The 20,692-nt window shown below is 45.5% G+C and carries 17 protein-coding genes and 1 tRNA gene; 15 read left to right on the top strand and 3 right to left on the bottom strand.

The window, feature by feature from the left end; genetic code table 11:
• Positions 1-26: 26 nt before the first annotated feature.
• From ACHA99_RS14345 to ACHA99_RS14335, 3 genes are read left to right on the top strand one after another with little or no spacing between them, the layout of a single operon-like run.
• Positions 27-959: a 3'-5' exonuclease gene (locus ACHA99_RS14345; protein ID WP_393943408.1), complete on the top strand. Its 933-nt coding sequence runs from the start codon at positions 27-29 to the stop codon at positions 957-959.
• A complete protein-coding gene (locus ACHA99_RS14340; RefSeq protein WP_168822757.1) occupies positions 956-1,114 on the top strand; it encodes a hypothetical protein in 159 nt (52 codons plus the stop codon). Before ACHA99_RS14345 ends, ACHA99_RS14340 begins: the two co-directional genes overlap by 4 nt.
• 40 nt (positions 1,115-1,154) lie before the next feature.
• On the top strand, positions 1,155-2,099 hold the full coding sequence (locus tag ACHA99_RS14335; RefSeq protein WP_393943406.1) for a hypothetical protein: 945 nt from the start codon (positions 1,155-1,157) through the stop codon (positions 2,097-2,099).
• A 96-nt stretch (positions 2,100-2,195) separates the two neighbouring features.
• Here the strand turns inward: ACHA99_RS14335 and ACHA99_RS14330 are convergent, their stop codons facing one another.
• Entirely contained in the window at positions 2,196-2,534 is a 339-nt protein-coding gene (locus ACHA99_RS14330; protein ID WP_263197305.1) for a PBPRA1643 family SWIM/SEC-C metal-binding motif protein, read from the bottom strand.
• A 381-nt stretch (positions 2,535-2,915) separates the two neighbouring features.
• On the opposite strand from ACHA99_RS14330, the gene ACHA99_RS14325 reads away from it, so the two are divergent.
• The 3 genes from ACHA99_RS14325 to ACHA99_RS14315 all read left to right on the top strand — a co-directional run bounded on the left by ACHA99_RS14325 (position 2,916) and on the right by ACHA99_RS14315 (position 6,268).
• Positions 2,916-2,992, top strand: a tRNA-Trp gene (locus tag ACHA99_RS14325).
• A gap of 671 nt (positions 2,993-3,663) precedes the next feature.
• Entirely contained in the window at positions 3,664-4,875 is a 1,212-nt protein-coding gene (locus ACHA99_RS14320) for an NnrS family protein (protein WP_393943404.1), read from the top strand.
• Positions 4,859-6,268: an ammonia-forming cytochrome c nitrite reductase subunit c552 gene (locus ACHA99_RS14315; RefSeq protein ID WP_393943402.1), complete on the top strand. Its 1,410-nt coding sequence runs from the start codon at positions 4,859-4,861 to the stop codon at positions 6,266-6,268. The genes ACHA99_RS14320 and ACHA99_RS14315 overlap by 17 nt, the downstream gene beginning before the upstream one ends.
• A 284-nt stretch (positions 6,269-6,552) precedes the next feature.
• On the opposite strand, the gene ACHA99_RS14310 is transcribed toward ACHA99_RS14315, so the two are convergent.
• Positions 6,553-8,130, bottom strand: coding sequence for an ATP-binding cassette domain-containing protein (locus tag ACHA99_RS14310; RefSeq protein WP_393943400.1), 1,578 nt, complete (start codon positions 8,128-8,130; stop codon positions 6,553-6,555).
• Positions 8,127-9,728 (bottom strand): ATP-binding cassette domain-containing protein, encoded by a 1,602-nt coding sequence (locus tag ACHA99_RS14305; protein ID WP_393943398.1) that lies wholly within the window; start codon positions 9,726-9,728, stop codon positions 8,127-8,129. The genes ACHA99_RS14310 and ACHA99_RS14305 overlap by 4 nt, the downstream gene beginning before the upstream one ends.
• A gap of 319 nt (positions 9,729-10,047) precedes the next feature.
• Between ACHA99_RS14305 and ACHA99_RS14300 the strand changes: the two genes are divergently transcribed.
• From ACHA99_RS14300 to ACHA99_RS14260, 9 genes are all read left to right on the top strand, one after another.
• Complete coding sequence (locus ACHA99_RS14300) at positions 10,048-12,165, top strand: TonB-dependent receptor (RefSeq protein WP_393943396.1); 2,118 nt, start codon at positions 10,048-10,050, stop codon at positions 12,163-12,165.
• Between the two features lie 92 nt (positions 12,166-12,257).
• Positions 12,258-12,968, top strand: a complete 711-nt coding sequence (locus ACHA99_RS14295) for a TetR/AcrR family transcriptional regulator (protein WP_115016893.1) — start codon at positions 12,258-12,260, stop codon at positions 12,966-12,968.
• A 72-nt stretch (positions 12,969-13,040) separates the two neighbouring features.
• Positions 13,041-13,982 carry an iron chelate uptake ABC transporter family permease subunit gene (locus tag ACHA99_RS14290; protein ID WP_315942860.1) on the top strand — a complete coding sequence of 314 codons (942 nt, stop codon included), beginning with the start codon at positions 13,041-13,043 and terminating at the stop codon, positions 13,980-13,982.
• Complete coding sequence (locus ACHA99_RS14285) at positions 13,979-14,929, top strand: iron chelate uptake ABC transporter family permease subunit (RefSeq protein ID WP_393943393.1); 951 nt, start codon at positions 13,979-13,981, stop codon at positions 14,927-14,929. The genes ACHA99_RS14290 and ACHA99_RS14285 overlap by 4 nt, the downstream gene beginning before the upstream one ends.
• Positions 14,926-15,708, top strand: coding sequence for an ABC transporter ATP-binding protein (locus tag ACHA99_RS14280; RefSeq protein ID WP_011791040.1), 783 nt, complete (start codon positions 14,926-14,928; stop codon positions 15,706-15,708). Before ACHA99_RS14285 ends, ACHA99_RS14280 begins: the two co-directional genes overlap by 4 nt.
• Positions 15,705-16,706 carry a siderophore ABC transporter substrate-binding protein gene (locus tag ACHA99_RS14275; protein WP_393943391.1) on the top strand — a complete coding sequence of 334 codons (1,002 nt, stop codon included), beginning with the start codon at positions 15,705-15,707 and terminating at the stop codon, positions 16,704-16,706. Before ACHA99_RS14280 ends, ACHA99_RS14275 begins: the two co-directional genes overlap by 4 nt.
• Before the next feature lie 154 nt (positions 16,707-16,860).
• Positions 16,861-17,151: a DUF2607 family protein gene (locus tag ACHA99_RS14270; protein WP_028761491.1), complete on the top strand. Its 291-nt coding sequence runs from the start codon at positions 16,861-16,863 to the stop codon at positions 17,149-17,151.
• A gap of 85 nt (positions 17,152-17,236) precedes the next feature.
• A complete protein-coding gene (locus ACHA99_RS14265) occupies positions 17,237-19,408 on the top strand; it encodes a TonB-dependent siderophore receptor (RefSeq protein ID WP_393943389.1) in 2,172 nt (723 codons plus the stop codon).
• The gene (locus tag ACHA99_RS14260; protein ID WP_393943387.1) at positions 19,398-20,654 is read left to right on the top strand and encodes a DUF1624 domain-containing protein; all 1,257 of its coding nucleotides are present in this window, start codon (positions 19,398-19,400) and stop codon (positions 20,652-20,654) included. The genes ACHA99_RS14265 and ACHA99_RS14260 overlap by 11 nt, the downstream gene beginning before the upstream one ends.
• Positions 20,655-20,692 lie beyond the last annotated feature (38 nt).

The raw sequence follows: 20,692 nt of genomic DNA, 5'->3' as shown, positions 1-20,692 counted from the left end.
CGCATCAACCATCAAGGATGAGCACGATGAAGTTAATGAAGTACTGTGTCTCCCCGAGTAAGCTGGCTTGGTTACGTAAAGAGTTTGGCAAAGATGCCGATGGGTTAATGGCGGCAATGGATGCTGCTGGCACGGCTTATCTTGATAACCTCAATGCCTCGACTGAGCCGCTGAAAAGTGAGCGGGTATCGGCCAAGGCTGAAAATGCGATTAAAGCTAAAACTCAGCTTCAAGCGCAGCGTCAGTGGGCATATTTGTGGCTGCAGCAACGTATCGCTTTGACTACACGTATTGATGATATTGAACTTGCAGCGTTAGCTGCTTTTGAATTTCAACATGTCCGCATCGAGGTAGTTGAGCCGTCGGAGTTTAATACAGTATTAGCACTATTACAGGCTGAGCAAGTCTTAGGTTTTGATACTGAAACCCGTGCAAGCTTTGAGCGCGGTGTGCAACATCCCTTGAGTCTTATTCAAATCGCGACAGTGGATACCTGTTATTTATTTCAGCATGCCATTTGGGGTGAGCAATTCACCCAGTTAAAAGCCTTATTAGAAGATGAAACCATACTCAAAGTCGGGGTTGGTTTACGCAGTGATACACAAGCCCTCAGGCGGCAATGGGGCATTAATGTCGCCTCAACTTTAGATTTAAATTGGGCACTGGCGCAACTTGGAGCGGAGAAGGAAATGGGGACGCGCCAGTTAGTTGCGGCGCTTTTGGGTGTTCGTATCGACAAACCTAAAAAAGTCACCTTATCGAATTGGCAGCACGTGCCGTTATCCAGTGCGCAAATTCATTATGCCGCCGCCGATGCCTTGGCCGCACTCAAATGCTTCAACGCGCTAATCACTCAACTGACACCCTTTTATCATGCATCAAGTGCCGCAAAAGCCGCATTATTAATTCCTTCAAGTTTGATAGTGCCATTGGCGAAATATTTTAAGGATGCAGAATGAAACACAAAACCCAAGATGCCGCAAAAGTTAAAATCATGTCATTACATTCGGATGCGAGCTCGCAAGGCACCAGTACTTTAGGTTTGATTTACCGCGTACTTGGCATCTTGCTTCTGTTAAGTGTCATAACTTTTGGGATTAATGCTTGGGCATAGATAGCGGTATTGCCAGCAGTCGAAAATAAAGGACAACACTATGTTAGATGCTATTTGTGAACTCGAAACAGAGGATCATTTAATTGCGAGAACGACTTATAGTGTTTTTAAGTTTCAACAATTACCCGATGAGGATATCGAGCGTTTGCGGCAATGGTTAATTTGCCCCGCCTGCGGTGGTAAAGCATATTTCCGTAAAGCCTCAAAAGACGGTAAAGCCGCTTGTTTTGGCTCGCGATATCACCAAGCCGATTGTATTGAATTTAAACCTTCGGCACAAAAGTCCCGTGAGGAGCAAGATGCCATTGAAGTGCAGCAACAGCTGGTGGACGCCGATGCCTTAATGATCGACTTTAGCCGTAAACCTCGTCGCCATACGCCTGCAAACAAAGTTTCGACTGCACAGGCATTAAGCAGCAAGACTGAGCCAACGCCTAAATTGTCCTCTATGCCTGAGTCATCGAAAGCGTCTGTTGCATCGTCAGTGGATGATCGGATACAAGAGTCGAAAACAAGCTACCAAGTTAACACCGCTGAACATACCACTGAAAAACGAGTGCCCAGCCAAGGGCTCGAAAAGTTACTCCACAGTTTATTGCGCGGTACAGATTTGGCGAAATCGGATCTCTGGGTATACACAGACGCTGAGCGAAAATACCGTTGGCGGGCGAAGAACCTGTTTGTCAATTTTGCCGATGCGGACCCAAGCGACAATAAACCCCACATGTATTGGGGCACGATATCCCACACTGACCCGACGATGAGCTGGCTTAACCCCGCCGACAGCAAAGATATCGGCATTCCTATCGATGGGATAAAGCAACCATTATTAGCGCAATTTGAAATAGAAGATAAACGCTGCTTTGAAGGTGTGGGTTTGATTTTATTTGGTAAATGTTTTTGGAATAAAGAAAAGACCCGCAAAATTATTCAGCTATGGAATAACGATTTGCAGCGGATTTTTATCTCAAAGTTGGAAGATTAGCTTCGGGCAGAAACTAAAAAGAGGGGAGAAAAGGGGCGATTCCCGACGCACAAAAGCGTTACAGCAAAAGTCCCTATCTATCGCTGATGAAAGCGCTTACTTGCCGCAGCACTTCTTGAATTTTTGACCGCTACCACACACGCAAGGCTCGTTACGATTCGGTTTTTTCTCGAAAGTCGTGGTCTTAGGCTTATTTAATAAACCTTCTAATTCAACAATATCTTCAGCGACGTCGGCATTGACTTCGATATTGGCGAACAGTTGGTGTTCGGCAACAATCGCGGTAACTTCGAGTTTACGCGCTTCGTCGGCAACAATTAATTGTAATGGTAATGCTTCTGTACCCGGTTTAGCGGCACGCTTAGTGTTGTAGCCATAGCTTTCGTGCTTCGGCTTAGGGGTTTTACGACCCTTGAAGAAAAATTTGTCAGACATGAGTGGTTCCGTCGAGCTGTGTATGAAATTGACGATGCTTATACTATAAAACGCCGATTTTATAAATCGAACTCAGATCTTTTTTCAATAAATGCGCGTCTTTAACCCTTAAACACCTCAAAATAGCCGAAACGGCACACTTATTCGACGTCATCAAACTGATTTGTTGTGGGATCATTTAGTCGAGTTACTATTAACCTATGGGCTCTAAACTAAGTATCTACTGCGTCATTAAGCTAATATGCGATGGCTTTTTAATCTCAGTGGCAGTTAAATCAACAGCAATAGCCTAACTTGTTTGAAAAATCTTCAGTTAATGAGTTTTGCCATAAAAAGTACTTTACCTTTGGAAGTGCTTTTAGCATAATGCCCCACGTCAACAGGGGTGTAGTTCCAATTGGTAGAACAGCGGTCTCCAAAACCGATGGTTGCGGGTTCGAGTCCTGCCACCCCTGCCAAATAAAATAACGGCTTGCATAGAAATATGCGAGCCGTTTTATTTTGTGTTGAATAAAGCGTAAAAAATGATTTTGCTTGGATTGAATAACTCGCCATTTTTTAACGCTACCCATTGCCGGTACTATTTCCATTTTTCTGTCGTAACCCTCCAACATAACTGCGGCTTGTAGGCTATTTACTGTCAATGCTTGTTCATCAAATAGGTTGTTGGCGAAGCCACTAATCCGTCAGTTTTTAGCCTGATAATCGACGCTAAAGCGAGTTACCGCATAATCCTCTGCAACTGTCATCGCCGTTATAAATCGAGCAGCCTGTGCTATCAAAGTCTTGGCTGTGTTCGAAATAAGATAGGCCAATAAAGCCACGGTTATTTAAATCAAAACGGTATTTCTCCCATCTAAAATTTACCAATGTGTGACTGTTTGTGCCGTTACCTGTGTAAAAGTTTGCATCGAACCTTTGTCCGTCATGAACCCGCAGTACATTGATCAAGCCTATTAGCTGTCAGAAATGAGTATTCCACGACACTTTATTTTTTGTTCATCTTTGGGATCTTAGTTCCAAAATCTAAGATTTAGTTTGAATTGAAGGTCATAACAGTACAATATAAGGGCTATATTGAATGCATCTTAAGTGTGTTCATCATCGTTCTGCTACTCGGCTAACAACTATGCTAAATATTGATGATCCTACACAAACCGAACGTACTCACGCGTTATGGCGCTTAGGCTTTAGACCTTTTTTCCTTGGGGGAGCCATATTAGCTGCGCTATATATCCCTTTGTGGCTATTAACTTGGTTTACTCCCCAATATAGCTTTTTCCCTTCATCCTTTTGGAGCAAGATATTGCCGCTATGGTGGCATCCACATGAAATGCTGTTCGGTTTTGCTATGGCAATTGTGTGTGGATTTTTGCTGACTGCCGTTCAAAATTGGACGAACCAACCCACATTAAAGGGATGGCCACTCGCATTGACCTTTAGCTGCTGGCTATTGGCACGATTATTACTCTTACTCCCAATGCAAGTTCCGCTCATTTTGCCCGCCGTGTTTGATTCATTGTTCCTTGGTATGGCAAGCCTTACCCTATGGCGCTGTATTTATAAGGTGAAGCAATGGCGCAATATTGGTTTTCCGATCATGTTGTTTGCTGCACTCGTGATTAACAATGTCAGCTATTACGCCCTTTTTGAGCGCGACTTTATTCTTGCCAACCAGATCTGGCAGGCGATGTTATGGTGGTTAGCCTTACTTATCACCATAGTCGGTGGGCGTGTCATTCCATTCTTTACCGCGATGCGCATTAAGGCCACCAAAGCAGAACCCTTAACTTGGATTGAATACCCGCTGATCCTGACGATGATCTTGCTCGTCATTCAATCACTCATCCACCTTATACCTCTGGAAGTCGAGCGAGGCTTACTGCTCATTGCAGGGTTCTTGCAGCTGGTCCGATTTGCACGCTGGTTACCCCATAAAACACTGAAGGAACCTATGTTGTGGTCCTTGCATCTTGCCTATTTAATGTTGCCACTCAGCCTGTTAGCCATGAGTTGGTATCTCGATAATGAATATGCCTATCGCAGTTTGCTTCACCTATTTGCTATTGGTTGTATGGCTACCCTGTGTCTTTCGATGATATCCAGAGTGTCACTCGGGCACACAAGTCGAAATATTTATGAGGGCCCTAAGATGATCTTGGCATTTATTTGCCTACCGTTAGCGGCACTGCTCAGGGCGCTAATGCCCATCTGGTTTCCGGCCCACACCCAAGTTTGGTTATGGTTGGCTGGCAGTTGCTGGTTTATCGCATTTGCACTGTTTGTATGGCACTACTTGCCGATACTCTCTCGCCCCCGTATCGATGGGCGCCCAGGTTAATATTGATGTTAGGACAAAAGGATACAAAGTGAAAATTTATTTTAAAACAGTCACATTGCTAAAAATGATTTGCTTACTCGCCATAACTACATGTACATCTGTAGCGGCTTCCGATACTAGCAATCAACAAAAATATCCTAACCAATATCAATCTTGGCAAGCCACCTCTGAACAAGTTGAACGCGAAGATATGCTCGCCAATTATCCCGCCAGCATCATACTCTGGGCAGGATCTTCCTATGCCAAAGAGTACCATAGCCCACGTGGACACCATTTTGCCGTTGCTGATGTGACGCATACTTTACGTACAGGTATCCCCCCTAAAGCAGGAGAGAAAGGATTATCCGCCAGTTGTTGGACCTGCAAGACACCGGATGCCCCTAGATTGATTGAACAACTGGGATTTGAAGGATACTCCGCTAAAAACTTTACCGATCTGGGCAAAGAGATCCAAAGCGTAGTGTATTGCAGTGATTGCCATGAATCTGGCACTAATAAGTTAACTTTACCTCGTCCCCATGCCCAAGAGGCTATGGCTAAAATTCACCTGCCATTCGATAAACAAGATACCAATATGCAAGGTGCGCAGGTATGTGGTCAATGTCATGTCACTTACTATTTCCGTCCGGAAAAAAGTAATGTTGTTAATATTCCCTGGATTTTTGGCAGCACAGCCGACGATATTGAAAAATATTATGACACTCGCCGCTTCTTCGAATGGATCCATCCTCTTTCGAAAACGCCCATACTCAAAGCACGTCATCCTGAGTTTGAACACTGGAGTCGCAGTAAACATGCCGAAGTCGGTGTCACTTGCATTACCTGCCATATGCCAACCCAGCAGGATGCAAAAGGTGTTGAATTTACTAGCCATAAAGTTGATAAAGCCTTACCGCATTTTGATAACAGTTGCAGTGGCTGCCATAGCAGTAAAACCAAAATTGAAACCAAGATCGCGGCCAATAAATTAACGATTGAGACCAAAGCTCGCGAAGTTGAAGCTCTGCTCGTCAAAGCCCACTATGAAGCCAAAGCGGCATGGGATGCAGGTGCTAAATGGGAGAATATGAATGAGCCAATTATGGCGATACGACACAGTCAGTGGCGCTGGGACTTTGCCATGTCTTCACATGGTTTGTATGCACATAATCCACAAGAAGGTAAGCAGCTTTTAGATAAAGCCATCGAACAAGCGAACGAAGCACGTCATCTGCTCGCTGGAATATTGAAGCAACTTAACGTGACTCAAGTTAGTTATCCAGATATCAGTACTAAGGAAAAGGCCCATCAAGCGATAGGGTTAGTTGAATCGGATTTAATCAAAGAAAAACAAAAGTTTATTGAAGATGATGTTAATAAAAACTGGCACCCTGTCGCAAAATATGGTTATTAGTTTATTAACGGGTGGCTGATAATTTGAGGGATTTTAAAGCTCAAAAGCGAGAGGAAGTTCGAGTATTTATGCTTTGATTCAGTGAGCGTTATGCCAACAAGGCTTGGTCGGTTCTACAGCGATGCTCATCTTATTTGCACGAGCAATAACTGCAGTCGAAATGATTCATGTCATTTCGGCTGCAGTACATAACTCATTGAGATGTGGTCAATAACGACAAATTAATCACTGTAATCTGTGTCTGACATCTGTAATTCAGTTTTCTAATGCGTAGAAAGCCGATCCTACTTTGAGGCAACTGATTGATGAAATTCTATTATCTTGGTTGGCTGCCAAAATGATTGGTTTCGGTGCGAAACTAAAACCAATGTACAACTCTGTTCGCAAATAGCCTTGGCTACACGCTTTTCTGTCTCTTCATCCAATGCCGAGGTGGCCTCATCCATTATCAGAATCGGCGCATTTTTGATAAGCGCGCGTGCTAAGGCAAGCCTTTGGCGTTCCCCTCCCGATAACCCTGCGCCTTGCAAGCCGACTTCTTGATAAATGCCCAGTTTTGATCTGTCTAATACTTCATCCAGCGCCACTTGGCGTGCCGCTTTATCTACGGCTTGATCGTCGGCATCAGGGTTACCAATACGAATGTTACTGGCAATGGTGCCTGTAAAGATGAGTGGATCCTGCGGCACATAGGCGAAAAAGCGGGCAAGTTCAGTTGCGGGAACTGACGTGAGCGGCACCTTGCCCAAAGTGATCAGGCCTAGGGTGGGATCATCAAAGCGCATCAATAGCTTAAGTAAGCTGGTTTTACCTGAACCGCTCGGGCCACAAATCAGTACGCGTTCACCTGGCTCGATAGTGGCATTGATATTTTGCACCGCAGGGGGAAATGTTACGTTATTCAATTCGATTGTATGATTGTTCGGTGTCTTTTGCTGCGCTTGGCTTGGCTCTTTGAGCGTTGGCGCATGAGTCGCTTGTCGATAGTGTTTAATAGCCGCTAGCTGATCATTAATGCTTATTGCCGCCACGGCGAGAGTCTCAAGTGGCGCCGCCGCGCGCATGGTCAACATCAAAACAGCGAGCAGCATTGTCGTATTGTTTATACCGGATAGCACCAGATAGAGTGCCATGCCTGCAATAGGTAAAAAGCTGGCGATAGCCGACAGTAATGTTGCTATAGCTGCGGCGCGATTAGTTCGTTCCAGTGCGATTTCTTGTGTTTGCCAGTTTTGCTCCAACCGTGTTGTTGCGCCGCTATATCCTGCTGCTGTGCGCAGTAACTCTAAGTGGTCGATAAGTTCAAGGGTTGACTGCTCTGCTGCCAATTCAGTGTTGTTTCGGTCCATATCTGCGCGGGCAAGGGCTCGTTGCGCCATACTCTGAATCACAAATGACACGAGTAACAAGCTAGCCAACATCAGTACCAGTGGTATGCCACCGATCAATCCTATGCCAAAGGTAATGCAGAGCGGAATAAGCGGTGCATGAATAAATACCTGAAATTGATGTGCCGGAATACTCATAAAGCCAGGAATACTTCGAGAGACAGTTTCTATGAGTAGTGTCCTGACACTCGGTGTAAACCAAGAGAGTTTAGCTTGTTGCATGGTCGTGCCTAATGCACTGTAGAGCGCATTGGCCAGCCTTGCGCCAGCCCAAAAACCTGAACGCGAAACCAGTATTGTGGTGAGTATGGTTATTGCGGCAATCGATAGCAGTTTTTGCGGTGATTGCTGCTCAATAATGGCTAAAGCCAGTTGAATGTAGCATGCCGCTTCCAATATGGCCGCCACAGCCCAACCGTAGGCAACAGGTATTAAGTGCTTTATGGCTGCGTAATCTTGGGGACGATTTATCATTGGCCTTCTCCTTCCCTGTGATGATGCTTGAGTGTGAGCTTGTCATCCGCCAGCTCGGCAAGCGTTAAGTCATGGGTGACCATCACAATCGTTTTGTGGTTTGTTTTTGCGTGATGGCGTAGTGCTGTAAACACGTTAAACGCCGTTTCGCTGTCTAGGGCCGATGTGGGTTCATCAAGCAATATCACCCTAGCGGGTGAAAGGAAAACACGGGCAAGATTAACGCGTTGTATTTCACCGCCAGACAGTGTGCTTGCATGAGTATTTAAGGGTTTATCCAATTGTGCGCAGTATAATGCCGCTAAGTAATCGTCATCCGTGGCACAAGGTGCGGTGAGCGCGAGATTGTCGGCGATGGAGGTTGCCAGTAGTCCCGCACTTTGCGGTAATAGCATGATCGCGCGATTAATAGAGGCTTCATCCATCTCTTTGAGTTCCATACCAGCGAGTCGAATATCTCCGGCATTTAGCTGCTCCATGCCAGCTAATAAGCGCAGTAATGTGGACTTGCCAACACCACTGAACCCTGTAACTGCCGTCACTCTGTCAGATCTAAATTGATAGTTAATGGGCACAGATTGATTGCTTGTAGACAGTGAAGGCATAACATTTGTGAGGGTGAGCGGCATATTTGCATTAAGCTCAATATTGCCGTTACCAACAGGAACTCTCGATTGCTCAAGAAAATCCGTTAGCCGCTGAGCGGCAGCGCGGCCCGTTGCGAGATAATCAAGCCCATGCCCGAGCTTTAGGGCTGGCGTGACTATGGCCAGACTGAAGAACAAGGCGGCAGCAAGGTTTTCTGGGGGCCATTCATACCCGATGGCATAGACAATGGCAAAAGTACAGACAGCCTGCAGTAGTGATGTGGCCACGGCGACTGAAGTTGATACCTTGCTTACCCGCTCAAGAATATCCCCAATAAAATGTGTCGTTGCCTTTTGGTAATCGGCCATAGCACCAGTTTGTGCGCCATAAATGCGAAATACAGGCGCACCACGGGCGTAGTCATCTACTGCTGCAGTGATATTTCCCATCACATTGACTCGTGCTTCACCCTGTTTTGCAGCAAGCCTTGGGATCACCACCAAATAGAAAAGTGCGGCGACTAGGCCTGGGATAAGGGCAAGTAATGCCACTAAGCCCGCGCTTAAGATCAGCAAACCGATAGTGATGGCAGGGACAATGATAAAGGTCGCTAGCTCAGAGGGTAAATGCGCGATCATATGATGCAATGACGCTATGTCATCGACCATTAATCGCTTTAACTTTTCGCCCTTATATTTTGCCAAGGTACTTGGTGGCAACCTGACAAGATGCGCTGCAACATGACGCCTTAATCTTCCAGAAAATTGCGCCTCAGCATTGTGGTTAACCCAAGATGCGCCAGCTGATAGTAGCGCTGACACGACCCCAAATATGAGCGCCCCCGCTAACCATAGCGAATGATGGCCTGCAATAAGTTGAATCATGCACCAGAGTGCACCTAGTGTCGTCACGCCAGCACCTGCCGCTAGCAGCATTCCGAAAGTGAGTGCGGGAATCGCCGGACGTAGGGTGAAGGCTAATGTTGAAGTGGGACTGAAAAGTCGCTGCATTTTAATGTTCACCTAAAAAATAGAAGTGGAACAGGCTGGGCTTCGGTCTGGAAAGTGTGATTAACACAAGGCCAATGAAGCGATGAAGTCTTGATATTGCAGAGTAAAAAATAGTCTGAGTGCCAGATTTTATGGGCAAATGAACATCCACGAGCCAAATTCCTTGTTTCATAAAAATTGAACCGCCATGAGATGGCGACCATATTAAGCGGTCATTTTTATTTATCAACACAGTGTTGATAAATTTTTTGAACGGCGATAATATAATTGATAACTATTCTCATTGGCAACAAATCTTTCGTATAAGGAGTTATTAAACATGCCCCGATTTGGTAAGTTTTACCCACAATCAAAGTGGGTTATCGGTTCTCTTGCGCTGGGGCTTAGCGCTATTTCTGGCTCAACTATTGCTGACAGTGGAACTGCTCCAGATAAGCAATCCAAGCAACAAGATGCAGCGGGAAATATTGAAGTCATCACAGTTTACGGTCAGAAAATCGAGCGCACGCTGAAGGAAACGGCGAGTTCAGTGACGGTCATCACTGAAGAACAGTTGAGGAAAAATGCCGACCAATCAACGATTTCTGAAATCCTCGGCGGTACGCCAAACTTAATTTATGCCGGAAATACCGATGCGCCCATTATCCGCGGTACGGATACTAAAGGGCCTGTTGCAGCGGGTAATGCCTACTTATCTAAGCCTGTGCCGGGTGCAACTATCAGTGTGGATGGTAAATATCTGAGCCCCGCAGAACTGGATTTAGGCGCCGCAGGCGTGTGGGATGTGTCGTCTATTGAAGTCTACCGTGGTCCGCAAACGACCAGTCAAGGAGCCAACAGTATTGCTGGCGCTGTAGTTATCCATACCCATAACCCCACTTATACGCCAGAATTTGCAGCGCAAGCACTTTATGGCAGTCGGAATAAGCAGCGCTTTTCGGTCATGGCGTCCGGTGCGCTAAGTAATGACTTTGCCGCAAGAATTAGCGCAGATTACAGCGCTAGAGATACCTTTGTTGATTACGTTAACCCCGATTTTACTGCCCATGATTTAGATTTTGAGTTTAAAAACCAAAATCTACGGGCGAAGTTGTTATGGGAACCCGAAAAATACAGCAACTTTTCCGCCATGCTGACTTATTCCTCCACTGAGGCTAAACGTCCCAGAAACGAGGTGGTATCAGAACCCTATGATGACTTAGAAAATCGTTCAATTTTTCAGGATAATCAAGAAGTCAGCAATCATGTTGGAATTTTTGATCTTGAATATGTGCTCGACAATGGGATGAAGTTGCATAACCAACTGCAGTATTCAGAAGGGCAGTTTGATTATCGGTTCGCAGCACCTTATCAAGGGATCGCAAAACGAGATAATGAAAACTTTTCGAATGATATAAGGCTGAACTTTGGTGACAAGAGTTCAGAGTTTAGTGGGGTTGCCGGTGTATTCTACTGGGATGATAAAACGAATAACAAGCTGAATAACGTATTTGGTAATGCCGACGCCGACCTGAGACATACCAGTTTTGCCCCCTACGGTGAAGTCATATGGCGCTTCTCACCCAAGTGGGCATTCACCAGCGCTCTTCGTTATCAGTCTGATGAAATTAGCCACGATGGTATTGCCAGCTACATTCCAGGTGTGCGCCATCAATATGAAGAGACGTTTACGGCTTTATTACCTAAAGTTGCCCTGTCCTATGATCTGACAGATAACGTCTTAATCGGCGCGATGATCAGTGAAGGCAATATTCCTGGGGGCACAGGTATTAACTTCCGCGGCGGCGAATATTATACCTTTGATGCCGAGTCGGCATGGAACTATGAACTTTTTACCCGTATCGATCTGCTTGAACAACGCTTAATCATAAATAGCAATCTCTTCTACACCCGCTTTAAGGATTCACAACGTTCAGTTACTGACTACCTCGATGGACGTCCCTTTGGTTCTGTCATTATTAATGCCGATGAAGCGCAAAGCTATGGGATTGAATTAGATTGGAACTTTAAAGTAGCCGATAGTTTTAGCCTATATGGTGGGCTGGGTTTACTTGAAACTGAGATAAGTGAATTTAATGACTACCGTGGTGAGGAGTTTGTCGGCAACGAGTTTAGTAAAGCGCCGGGATATATGTTCAATATAGGGTTTGACTATTCAATCACAGACGCCATTAAAGTGAGCGGTGATGTGCGCCATACGGATGGATACTTTTCAACGGATACCAATGAGCCTGAGTTAAGAGTGGGATCTTACACTACGGTAAACCTGAATTCTTCCTATCAAATCAACCAATATTTTGAAGCCTTTGTTTATGCACGCAATTTGCTGGATGAACGTGCACCCGTGGCAAAAATGGCTGACAGAAGTACCGGAGGCGTGGATGCATATTTACTTGAACCTCGAGAAATAGGTGTAGGCGTTAGGGCGAAGTTTTAGCGGCTAGCTTCTACCCGCTGTATTGGGTATTGCCATGCAGCGGGTAGCAAGAGCGGTTAGAATGGCATTTTTGCCTTGGAAACCTTATCGATATGACACAAGTACCGGATCAACCCACTCAAAAACGCCAGCGTGGCAGACCTAGCCGTATTTCCCGTGAGGCTATCGCCAGAGCTGCGTTGGAGATTGGGGTTGATCAAGCGACTATCCCTGCTATAGCCGCGCATTTAAAGGTCGATCATTCTTCTCTTTACCATCACGTAGCAGGTCGGAATGATGTTATCTCCATTGCTGCTGAGCTTGCAATTAATGAGCTGGACTGGCGAGCGCCAGCAGCCACCGATTGGCGGAGCGAATTGATCATATTGACCGATGCCATTTGGGCACTGTATGAGCGTCATCCTGGCCTCGCTGAATCTATTCATCAGGCCAGTGTTACGCCGTCATCGGGTATACGTTCTTTTGCTGAATCGGTCGAAAAGCTGCAACGCAAAGGCTTCTCCCTCGATGAGGCAGTGCTTGCCGTTGATATCTTAGTTGACATGGTGGGGGAGTGCTTTTTGGGATGGTGGTCAACCACTAAACCAGAAGCCGATGGTCGGACACGTAAAGAGCGAATTATCGCAATTTGGGAAGATGAAGCCACCAAGCTCCCTGATAAAGCTGAGCAGATAAATGCGATGGTAGACATCATGAAGGTGGGCGCACGCAGATGGTGGGAGCGAAAACGTGACTTAGTGTTAGCGGGTATTGCCGTTACCCATGCCCAAAAGGCAGGGGGATCCGATAAGGCTCAAACATAGCGCGTCGATATGAAAACCTCATAGCGGCTGCAGATTAGTACAAGATTTATTGCGTATAGGAAGTATCAGTTTGTGAAGGTGGTTTATGCACTGACGTGCTTTTTTGTGCTTTGTTTTGCCTCATTGCTGCTAGGCGCAAAGTATGCCTCTGTGACGCAGATGCTGACATTCTCGGATGATGTCTGGTTGGTGTTATCTGCGAGTCGTCTGCCGCGGCTCTTTGCCTTGATTTGCTCAGGTGTAGGGCTTGCAGTCTGTGGCGTGATATTGCAGCAGATTGTGCAAAACAAGTTTGTTGAACCTGCTACTTGTGGCGGGCTTGATGCCGCCAAACTAGGCATATTAATTTCAATCATTCATGCCCCGAGTATGGGGGTCACCGCCAGAATGTTGGGGGCTTTGGTTTTTTGCTTGCTTGCGAGCTTAGCTTTTATTCTGATTATTCGTGGTATTCGGTATAAGAGTCCGGTGCTCATTCCAATTATTGGGATTATGTTTGGCAGTGTACTCAGTGCGATAGCGGAACTTTATGCTTATCAAAACAATATGATGCAGAGTATGCAGGGATGGATGCTGGGTGATTTTTCAAAAATCGTGCAGGGTAACTACGAAATCATCTATCTGATCCTTCCCGTAGTCATACTGACCTACCTTTATGCACAGCGCTTTACCATTGTAGGAATGGGCGAAGGCTTAGCTACCACACTAGGCCTGAGTTATTTCAACCTAGTTATCTTAGGGTTAGTGCTGGTTTCCCTGACCATAGCGACCACAGTGATCACAGTCGGGAGTATTCCATTTATTGGTTTGATTATTCCTAATCTTGTCGCTATGCGTTACGGCGATAATTTAAAACGTACCTTGCCTATTATCGCCTTTGCTGGCGCAACACTACTGATTATCTGTGACTTGCTTGGTCGGCTTGTTTTGTATCCCTTTGAAATTCCTATAGGTCTAACGGCAAGCTGTTTAGGTGGACTCATATTTTTAGTTATCGTTTGGAAAATCAAATGAAAGACAGTGCATGGCGTTTTTTGAGCTGGGGGCTGCCTATTATGTTGGCAGTCACATTTTTATTGATGGGCTCAGGCTTTGATTTTGACTATGTCATACCGAATCGATTGGTGCGTTTGGGCACTATTTGCCTTGGTGGTATCTGTATTGCGTTTTCTTCGATACTGTTTCAGACCTTAGCCGGAAATCGCATTTTAACGCCATCTATCATGGGGTATGAAGGGGTGTACTTGATTTTGCAGGCATTGTTGATCCTTATCTTAGGGACGGGCAGCAGTATTCTGATCACCGCTAACAGCAATTTCTTTGTCTCAGTTGTGGTGATGTTGCTTTACTCAATGGCGATTCACCGCTGGCTATTTAGTGGAGATCGACATGATGTGTTTTTCCTACTGCTTGTGGGCTTAGTACTCACTGTGGTGTTAGGCAGTTTTACTCAGTTAATCCAATATTCTATCAGTCCCGGTGAGTTTTCTATTTTCCAGAGCTATAGCCTAGCGTCGTTCAACCGCGCTCAACCAGAGCAATTGCTTATCTCTTTAGTGCTTGTCAGTGCTGTGTGTATCGCCGCTTGGAGAGTGCGTGCTGTACTTGATGTATTACTGATGGGGCGGGAGCAAGCTATCTCTCTTGGTATTGATTATCAAAAAGTGGTGCGCCTGCTATTGGGTCTTATCGCGGTATTGGTCGCAATATCAACCAGTTTAGTGGGGCCGACTGCTTTTATGGGGATATTTGTCGCGAACATGGCCTATGCACTGGCAAGGCATCCGTCGCACTCATTTACTTTGATAACAGGATGCGCCGTTGCTATCTCGGTTTTTCTGATCGCGCAAATGCTCGTTGAGCATCTGTTTAATTATCAAACCAGTGTTGGGCTGTTAATTAATCTATTTTGTGGCGCCTATTTCTTTGTCTTAATTCTTAAACCTCGGAGCGCAGTGTGATAACCGTCAATAACTTATATCAGTCTTATGGCGCGAAACCTGTGCTAAAAAATGTCACTGCACAATTTCCCGAACATCAGATGACTTCTCTCATCGGCCCTAACGGTGCTGGCAAAAGTACCTTACTGATGTCGATTGGTCGGTTACTGAATATCCAGCAGGGCGAGGTATTACTCAAAGGTACTGCTATCCACAATATTCCCTTGAAGGATTATGCCAAGCAAGTGGCAACCATGCGTCAGTTTAACAGCCTTAATTTACGCCTGACGGTCAGGGAGTTAGTGGCATTTGGTCGTTTTCCCTATAGCCAAGGGGCACTCACAAAGGAAGATCATCGCGCCATTGATGAAGCGCTGTCGTTTTTAGCTTTAGAGTCATTAGCCAATGTATTTATTGATGAACTTAGCGGCGGACAACGCCAAATGGCTTTTCTGGCAATGGCGATTGCGCAGCAAACGGATTATTTATTGTTAGATGAACCGCTCAACAATCTGGATATGAAACATGCCGTTAGCATAATGCGGGCACTTCGCCATCTGTGTGATGATTACAAACGAACGGTCGTGTTAGTGGTTCACGATATCAATTTTGCGGCGAACTACTCCGACTATATTGTCGGCATGAAGCAAGGCGTTGTGCACTGCGCTGGACCCGTTGAAGAGGTCGTCACAGCACAAAGGCTAAAAGCACTGTACGAACTGGATCTTGAGGTGCTGAAAACGAGTCAAGGAACAGTATGTAACTATTTCAACTTCAACTTACAAGGAGAATACAAGTGACGTCGAAATGTATAAGTGGGACTAAAGTGATAGCGATTCTGTTATTTAGCTCGGCTTTTTTGCTGGCCTGCGACAATAAAACCGAATCAGTACAGCTTGCATCATCGGATACGAGTGCTTCAACGGCTGAGTTGGAGTTTGCCCCGATAGAGGTAGAGCATAAGCTGGGCACTACTGTTATTACAAAACGGCCAGTACGTGTTGCGGCCCTAGATATGAATGAAGTCGACTATCTCGAACAGTTGGGTGTTCCCATTGTCGGCATGCCAAAGGATTTTGTTCCTTACTACCTGAAAGACTACAGCAACAATAGTGATATTGTTGATTTAGGTGCTATCGTTCAACCCAATATGGAACGTATTTATGCACTTAAACCCGATTTGGTGCTGATGTCATCCGTTCAAGCTAGTCATTATCAAGCGCTTTCCAATTTGGCTCCGACCATTCATTTGGATATTGATTACCAAGACAGCAACAGCGATTACTTTGATATAGTCACAAAACACTTATTGATGCTGGGTAAATTATTCGATAAGCAAACCTTGGCAAAACATAAAGTGGATGAACTGGAAACTAAGATCCAAGCCGCCAGAATGGTCATTAAGGACAGGCCAGAAAAAGCATTGGTGGTGCTACATAATAATGGCGCTTTTCGATTTTTAGGTATTCGTTCACGCTATGGGTTCATTTACAGTGCGCTAGGGGTTAAACCCGCTAGCTTATCAGAGCAGATGGGATTGCACGGTCAACCTGTATCAAGCGAGTTTATTCTTGAAAACAATCCCGACATCATTTACGTGGTTGACAGAACCGCAGTGATGGAGCGAAGCCCAGTATTGGATAAACAGTCCATAGATAACCCTCTCTTGCGTGAGACCAATGCTTGGAAGACGGGGAATGTTATTTTTGTGGATCCAGAGGCTTGGTATATCACAGGTGCGGGCATAACATCCCTTAATATCATGATTGATGATGTGTTAAAGGGTTATGTAAAGTAGCAGGCTGCAAATAGTCTATGGACGGCATAGCTAATGACTCATGAGATAAGTTACCTCTTGTAACATTTAAGCCCTACGGCTTAGGTAAATCGGTTTGCAACTTTAGTAGTGCTTAACATACAATCGCCTGCCAAATTATCTGAGGAAGTAGGGTTTGAATAGTGTGATACAAACAAGACGCACCCTAGCAATATGGCTTGCAGCCATATTGGTGCTATTGTCTGTTGCCATTGCTGTTCACAGTGTTTCCCATGCTAGTGAAGACTCCAAGGCCAATTGTTCGCTGTGCTTACATCAGCACCAGTTGCAACATGCGCTAACCAGTACACCCTTTCATTTTCAACTCGCTCAGCAGGGTTATATCTCGGTTGAGTTTCAGGCCGTTTCCTTTAAGCGACCTTTTAGTCGTTTCTTCAATAGTCGTGCTCCGCCCATAACAGCATAAGTTACTGTTTATTCAATTTATCTTAATTAACTTTGAGCGCCTTGGCTTAGCTAAGGCGCCCATGCTGTTTATTTTCGGAGTGAAAATGACTTCTTTTTATGCCCCTAAGCGCACTGCGCTGTTGCTGGGCGCTTTGTTTGTGCTCAATCCTATTTCAATGTTGTTGGCCGCAGAAAGCAGCCAATCGAGTTCACAAGCTATTGATACTGTGAGTGACGCAGTGCTTGACACTGATATTGAACGTTTAAGTATCCACTATCGCCAAGCCTATCGTGGCAATGTGTCCTCAACTGAACTTCCCCAAGCGATCAGTGTGTTAGACGAGCAATTGATAAAAGATGCGGGGCTGACGCGGTTTCAAGATGTACTGGACTATTCTGCCAGTGTGGCGCGGCAAAATAATGGCGGCGGCTTATGGGATAGTTTTTCCCTACGAGGCTTTCCGGGCAACGAAAACATGCCATCGGGGTATTTAATCAATGGCTTTAATGGTGGCCGAGGTTTTAGTGGTCATAGAGATTTATCAAACGTTGCCTATGTCGAGATTTTAAAAGGCCCAGGTTCGGCACTTTATGGCCGCTCGGAACCCGGTGGCACAGTCAATATTGTGACTAAGAAACCTCAGTATCAAACCAGTGGTTATTTAAAAGCATCGGCTGGGAGTTTCGACCAATATCGGTTAGAAGGTGATGTGACCTCAGGTTTAACCGATAACTTGGCATTTCGGATTAATGGCGCTTGGCAGGAACACGATAGTTTTCGTGATTATGTGTTTAGCGATAAAAAAATCGTTACGCCGTCTATGCGTTGGCAGATTTCCGAAAAAGCTTCCTTGCTGTATGAAATGGAATACCTCAAGCAGGAACAGCTATTCGATCGCGGCATTATTGTGCTCAATAACGATATTAATACCGTACCACGCTCGCGTTATTTAGGTGAACCTAATGATGGCGCAACGGAGGTGAATGCCACAGGGCATCAGCTGACCTATGACTATGAATTAAATGATGATTGGTCATTAACTGCTGGCTATAACTATCGAGACTCTAGCTTGAAGGGGTATTCGTCTGATGCCGAGTTAGCAAAGGGGCGGCAATCGCTATTTGATGATGATCGCACGCTGACTAGGCAGCACAGATATCGTGACTACGCCTCTGAGGATAATTCGCTGCGTCTAGAGTTAAGTGGTCATGTGGATACGGGTTTTATTCGTCATAATTTACTGCTCGGTGCCGATGCCTATCACTACAATTTGAAGACAGGACTGTATCGTTATCGGGGCAAAAAAGGTGAATACGCCATCGATATCTATGCCCCTCAATACGGTGGGCTTCAGCCAGAGGTGAGTTTGTTGTATGAGAATAACGAGACTCAAAAGGCGTGGGGGACCTATCTGCAAGATCAAATGGATTTAACTGAAAAGTGGAAGTTGCACCTTGGGCTAAGGTTCGATAGTTATCAGCAAGATATCAGTGAAGTCGCGAAAGATACTCTGTCAGAGCAAACCGATAGTCGAGTCAGCCCCAAGGTGGGTCTGGTGTATTTATGGTCCGATGCCTTAAGTTTCTATAGCTCTTATTCTGAAGGCTTTTTACCGCTTTCTGGAACTGACTTTGCGGGTAAGCCCTTCGAAGCGGAAGAGAGTCAGTCGGTTGAACTGGGGATGAAGTTTAATGGTACTTGGTTAAACGATCTTCCTATAAACGGTAGTTTAGCCGTGTTCGATGCCCAAAAGAGCAATATCTTGACCTCAGATCCTATCAATGTTGGTTTTTCTGCCACCTTAGGTAAAGCTAAAAGTAGCGGGGTTGAACTCGATTTAGCCGCCGAACTGACGGAGGATTTACAAGCAAAATTATCCTATGCCTATCTTAATACCCGTACCGCCAATGACAGCTTGAATCCTGATTGGGGCGTGCTCATTCCTGCAGGCAGTTCACTGGTGAATGTGCCAAAGCATACCGCGAGTGTGATTCTGAAACAGGATTTGAATAGGCTTTCTATTGATGGTCATCTAGGGCTTAGCTGGCGTTATGTGGATTCGCGTCTCGGCGATTCTGCCGATCCGAGTTTTCAATTGCCTTCTTATCAGTTAGTTGGGTTGTTTATGAACACCCACTTAAGCGACAACTTAAGCCTTGGAGTGAATCTGGATAACTTACTGGATGAACATTACATCGCGAGTAGCTATTCCGCTCTTTGGGCCGTGCCGGGTGAGCCACGTAGCATTAAAGTGAGTGTTAGCTATGAATTCTAATATCAGCGCTAACCCAGCGTTATCTTCAGGTTTTGCTGAGCAAGAACTGGGTCGTTCTATTGGCCGCACCCGGATTAATAGTATCGATATGATGCGCGGCATGGTGATGCTTATCATGTTACTCGACCATGTGCGGGAGCGGTTTTTCTTTCACATGCAGGTGAGCGATCCTATGGATTTGAGTTCGACCTCTTGGGGGCTTTTTGTGAGTCGCTTTGCCGCCCATTTTTGTGCGCCGGTCTTTGTGTTCTTAACCGGGGTTTCTGCATGGCTTTATGCCAATCGTAGCCATGGCGAGCCACGTTCAGCACGTATGTTTTTGATTAAACGCGGGCTGTTTTTAATCGCGCTGGAAATTTTAGTGATTAACTTCTCTAACCTCTCTTGGATGGTCAGCTATTACACCCTTTGGTTGCAGGTGATTTGGGTGATTGGTCTGAGTATGTTAGCACTCGCTGCGCTGATAAACCTGCCTAGACCTTGGATGGCCCTTTTAGGATTTGCGATTGTTTTTGGCCATAATCTGTTGACGCCAATTGGTTTTCAGCCCAATGAGTGGGTTTACGGTCTGTGGACCATATTGCACGACCGCGGTTATCTCGTCAGCGAAGGTGCGCTTAGGGTTAAGGTGAGTTATCCCGTGCTGCCTTGGATTGGGGTGATCTTACTGGGTTATGTTGCAGGGCCACTTTTTAGTAATAAGCCGAACGGAAGCCATCTTGATGCATCGGCTCGCCAGCAAAAGCTGTTGTTTTTAGGGATCAGCTGTTGGGTACTTTTTGCGGTGCTACGTGGGTTTAACCTTTATGGCGAAACCCTGCCTTGGCAGTCGGGGGCACATTTGGGTGAAACCTTGATGTCGGTATTTAACTTAACGAAATACCCGCCATCACTAAGCTTTTTACTGGTGACCTTAGGCGGCATGTTTTTTTGCTTAGTGGCCTTTGAGCGGTATTTTGCATCAAGTGGGAAAGTGGGTGGGGGATTAGCGCGAGTGGGCCATGGGTTGTCTGTGTTTGGCTCAGTCCCTATGTTCTTCTATATCTTACATTTGTACGTGCTGTTACTGCTTTATACTTTAGCGAAATTCATCTTTGGCGTAAACCATGGTGAGTACTTTGGCGTGAGCAATATAGGATGGGTTTGGTTTATCGCGGGCGTGTTAGCCATCGCATTGTATTATCCCGTTAAGCGATTTAGCGAATATAAAAAGCACAGCACTCAGGCTTGGATTAAGTACCTCTAATCTATTCTGTTTGATCAAGCTTTAAAGGCAAAAGTCGC

The organism is Shewanella sp. S23-S33 (genome assembly GCF_043359565.1).
In the GTDB taxonomy this organism is placed as follows: Bacteria; Pseudomonadota; Gammaproteobacteria; order Enterobacterales; family Shewanellaceae; genus Shewanella; species Shewanella oncorhynchi.
This window is presented reverse-complemented; position numbering and strand designations above follow the sequence as displayed.

Bases quoted from the DNA above. Each gene is read 5' to 3' on its own strand.
- ACHA99_RS14260 (WP_393943387.1), top strand. From the start codon at position 19,398: ATGAATTCTAATATCAGCGCTAACCCAGCGTTATCTTCAGGTTTTGCT.
- ACHA99_RS14340 (WP_168822757.1), top strand. From the start codon at position 956: ATGAAACACAAAACCCAAGATGCCGCAAAAGTTAAAATCATGTCATTA.
- ACHA99_RS14310 (WP_393943400.1), bottom strand. From the start codon at position 8,130: ATGATAAATCGTCCCCAAGATTACGCAGCCATAAAGCACTTAATACCT.
- ACHA99_RS14295 (WP_115016893.1), top strand. From the start codon at position 12,258: ATGACACAAGTACCGGATCAACCCACTCAAAAACGCCAGCGTGGCAGA.
- ACHA99_RS14315 (WP_393943402.1), top strand. From the start codon at position 4,859: ATGGGCGCCCAGGTTAATATTGATGTTAGGACAAAAGGATACAAAGTG.
- ACHA99_RS14265 (WP_393943389.1), top strand. From the start codon at position 17,237: ATGACTTCTTTTTATGCCCCTAAGCGCACTGCGCTGTTGCTGGGCGCT.
- ACHA99_RS14285 (WP_393943393.1), top strand. From the start codon at position 13,979: ATGAAAGACAGTGCATGGCGTTTTTTGAGCTGGGGGCTGCCTATTATG.
- ACHA99_RS14335 (WP_393943406.1), top strand. From the start codon at position 1,155: ATGTTAGATGCTATTTGTGAACTCGAAACAGAGGATCATTTAATTGCG.
- ACHA99_RS14345 (WP_393943408.1), top strand. From the start codon at position 27: ATGAAGTTAATGAAGTACTGTGTCTCCCCGAGTAAGCTGGCTTGGTTA.
- ACHA99_RS14305 (WP_393943398.1), bottom strand. From the start codon at position 9,728: ATGCAGCGACTTTTCAGTCCCACTTCAACATTAGCCTTCACCCTACGT.
- ACHA99_RS14300 (WP_393943396.1), top strand. From the start codon at position 10,048: ATGCCCCGATTTGGTAAGTTTTACCCACAATCAAAGTGGGTTATCGGT.
- ACHA99_RS14320 (WP_393943404.1), top strand. From the start codon at position 3,664: ATGCTAAATATTGATGATCCTACACAAACCGAACGTACTCACGCGTTA.
- ACHA99_RS14330 (WP_263197305.1), bottom strand. From the start codon at position 2,534: ATGTCTGACAAATTTTTCTTCAAGGGTCGTAAAACCCCTAAGCCGAAG.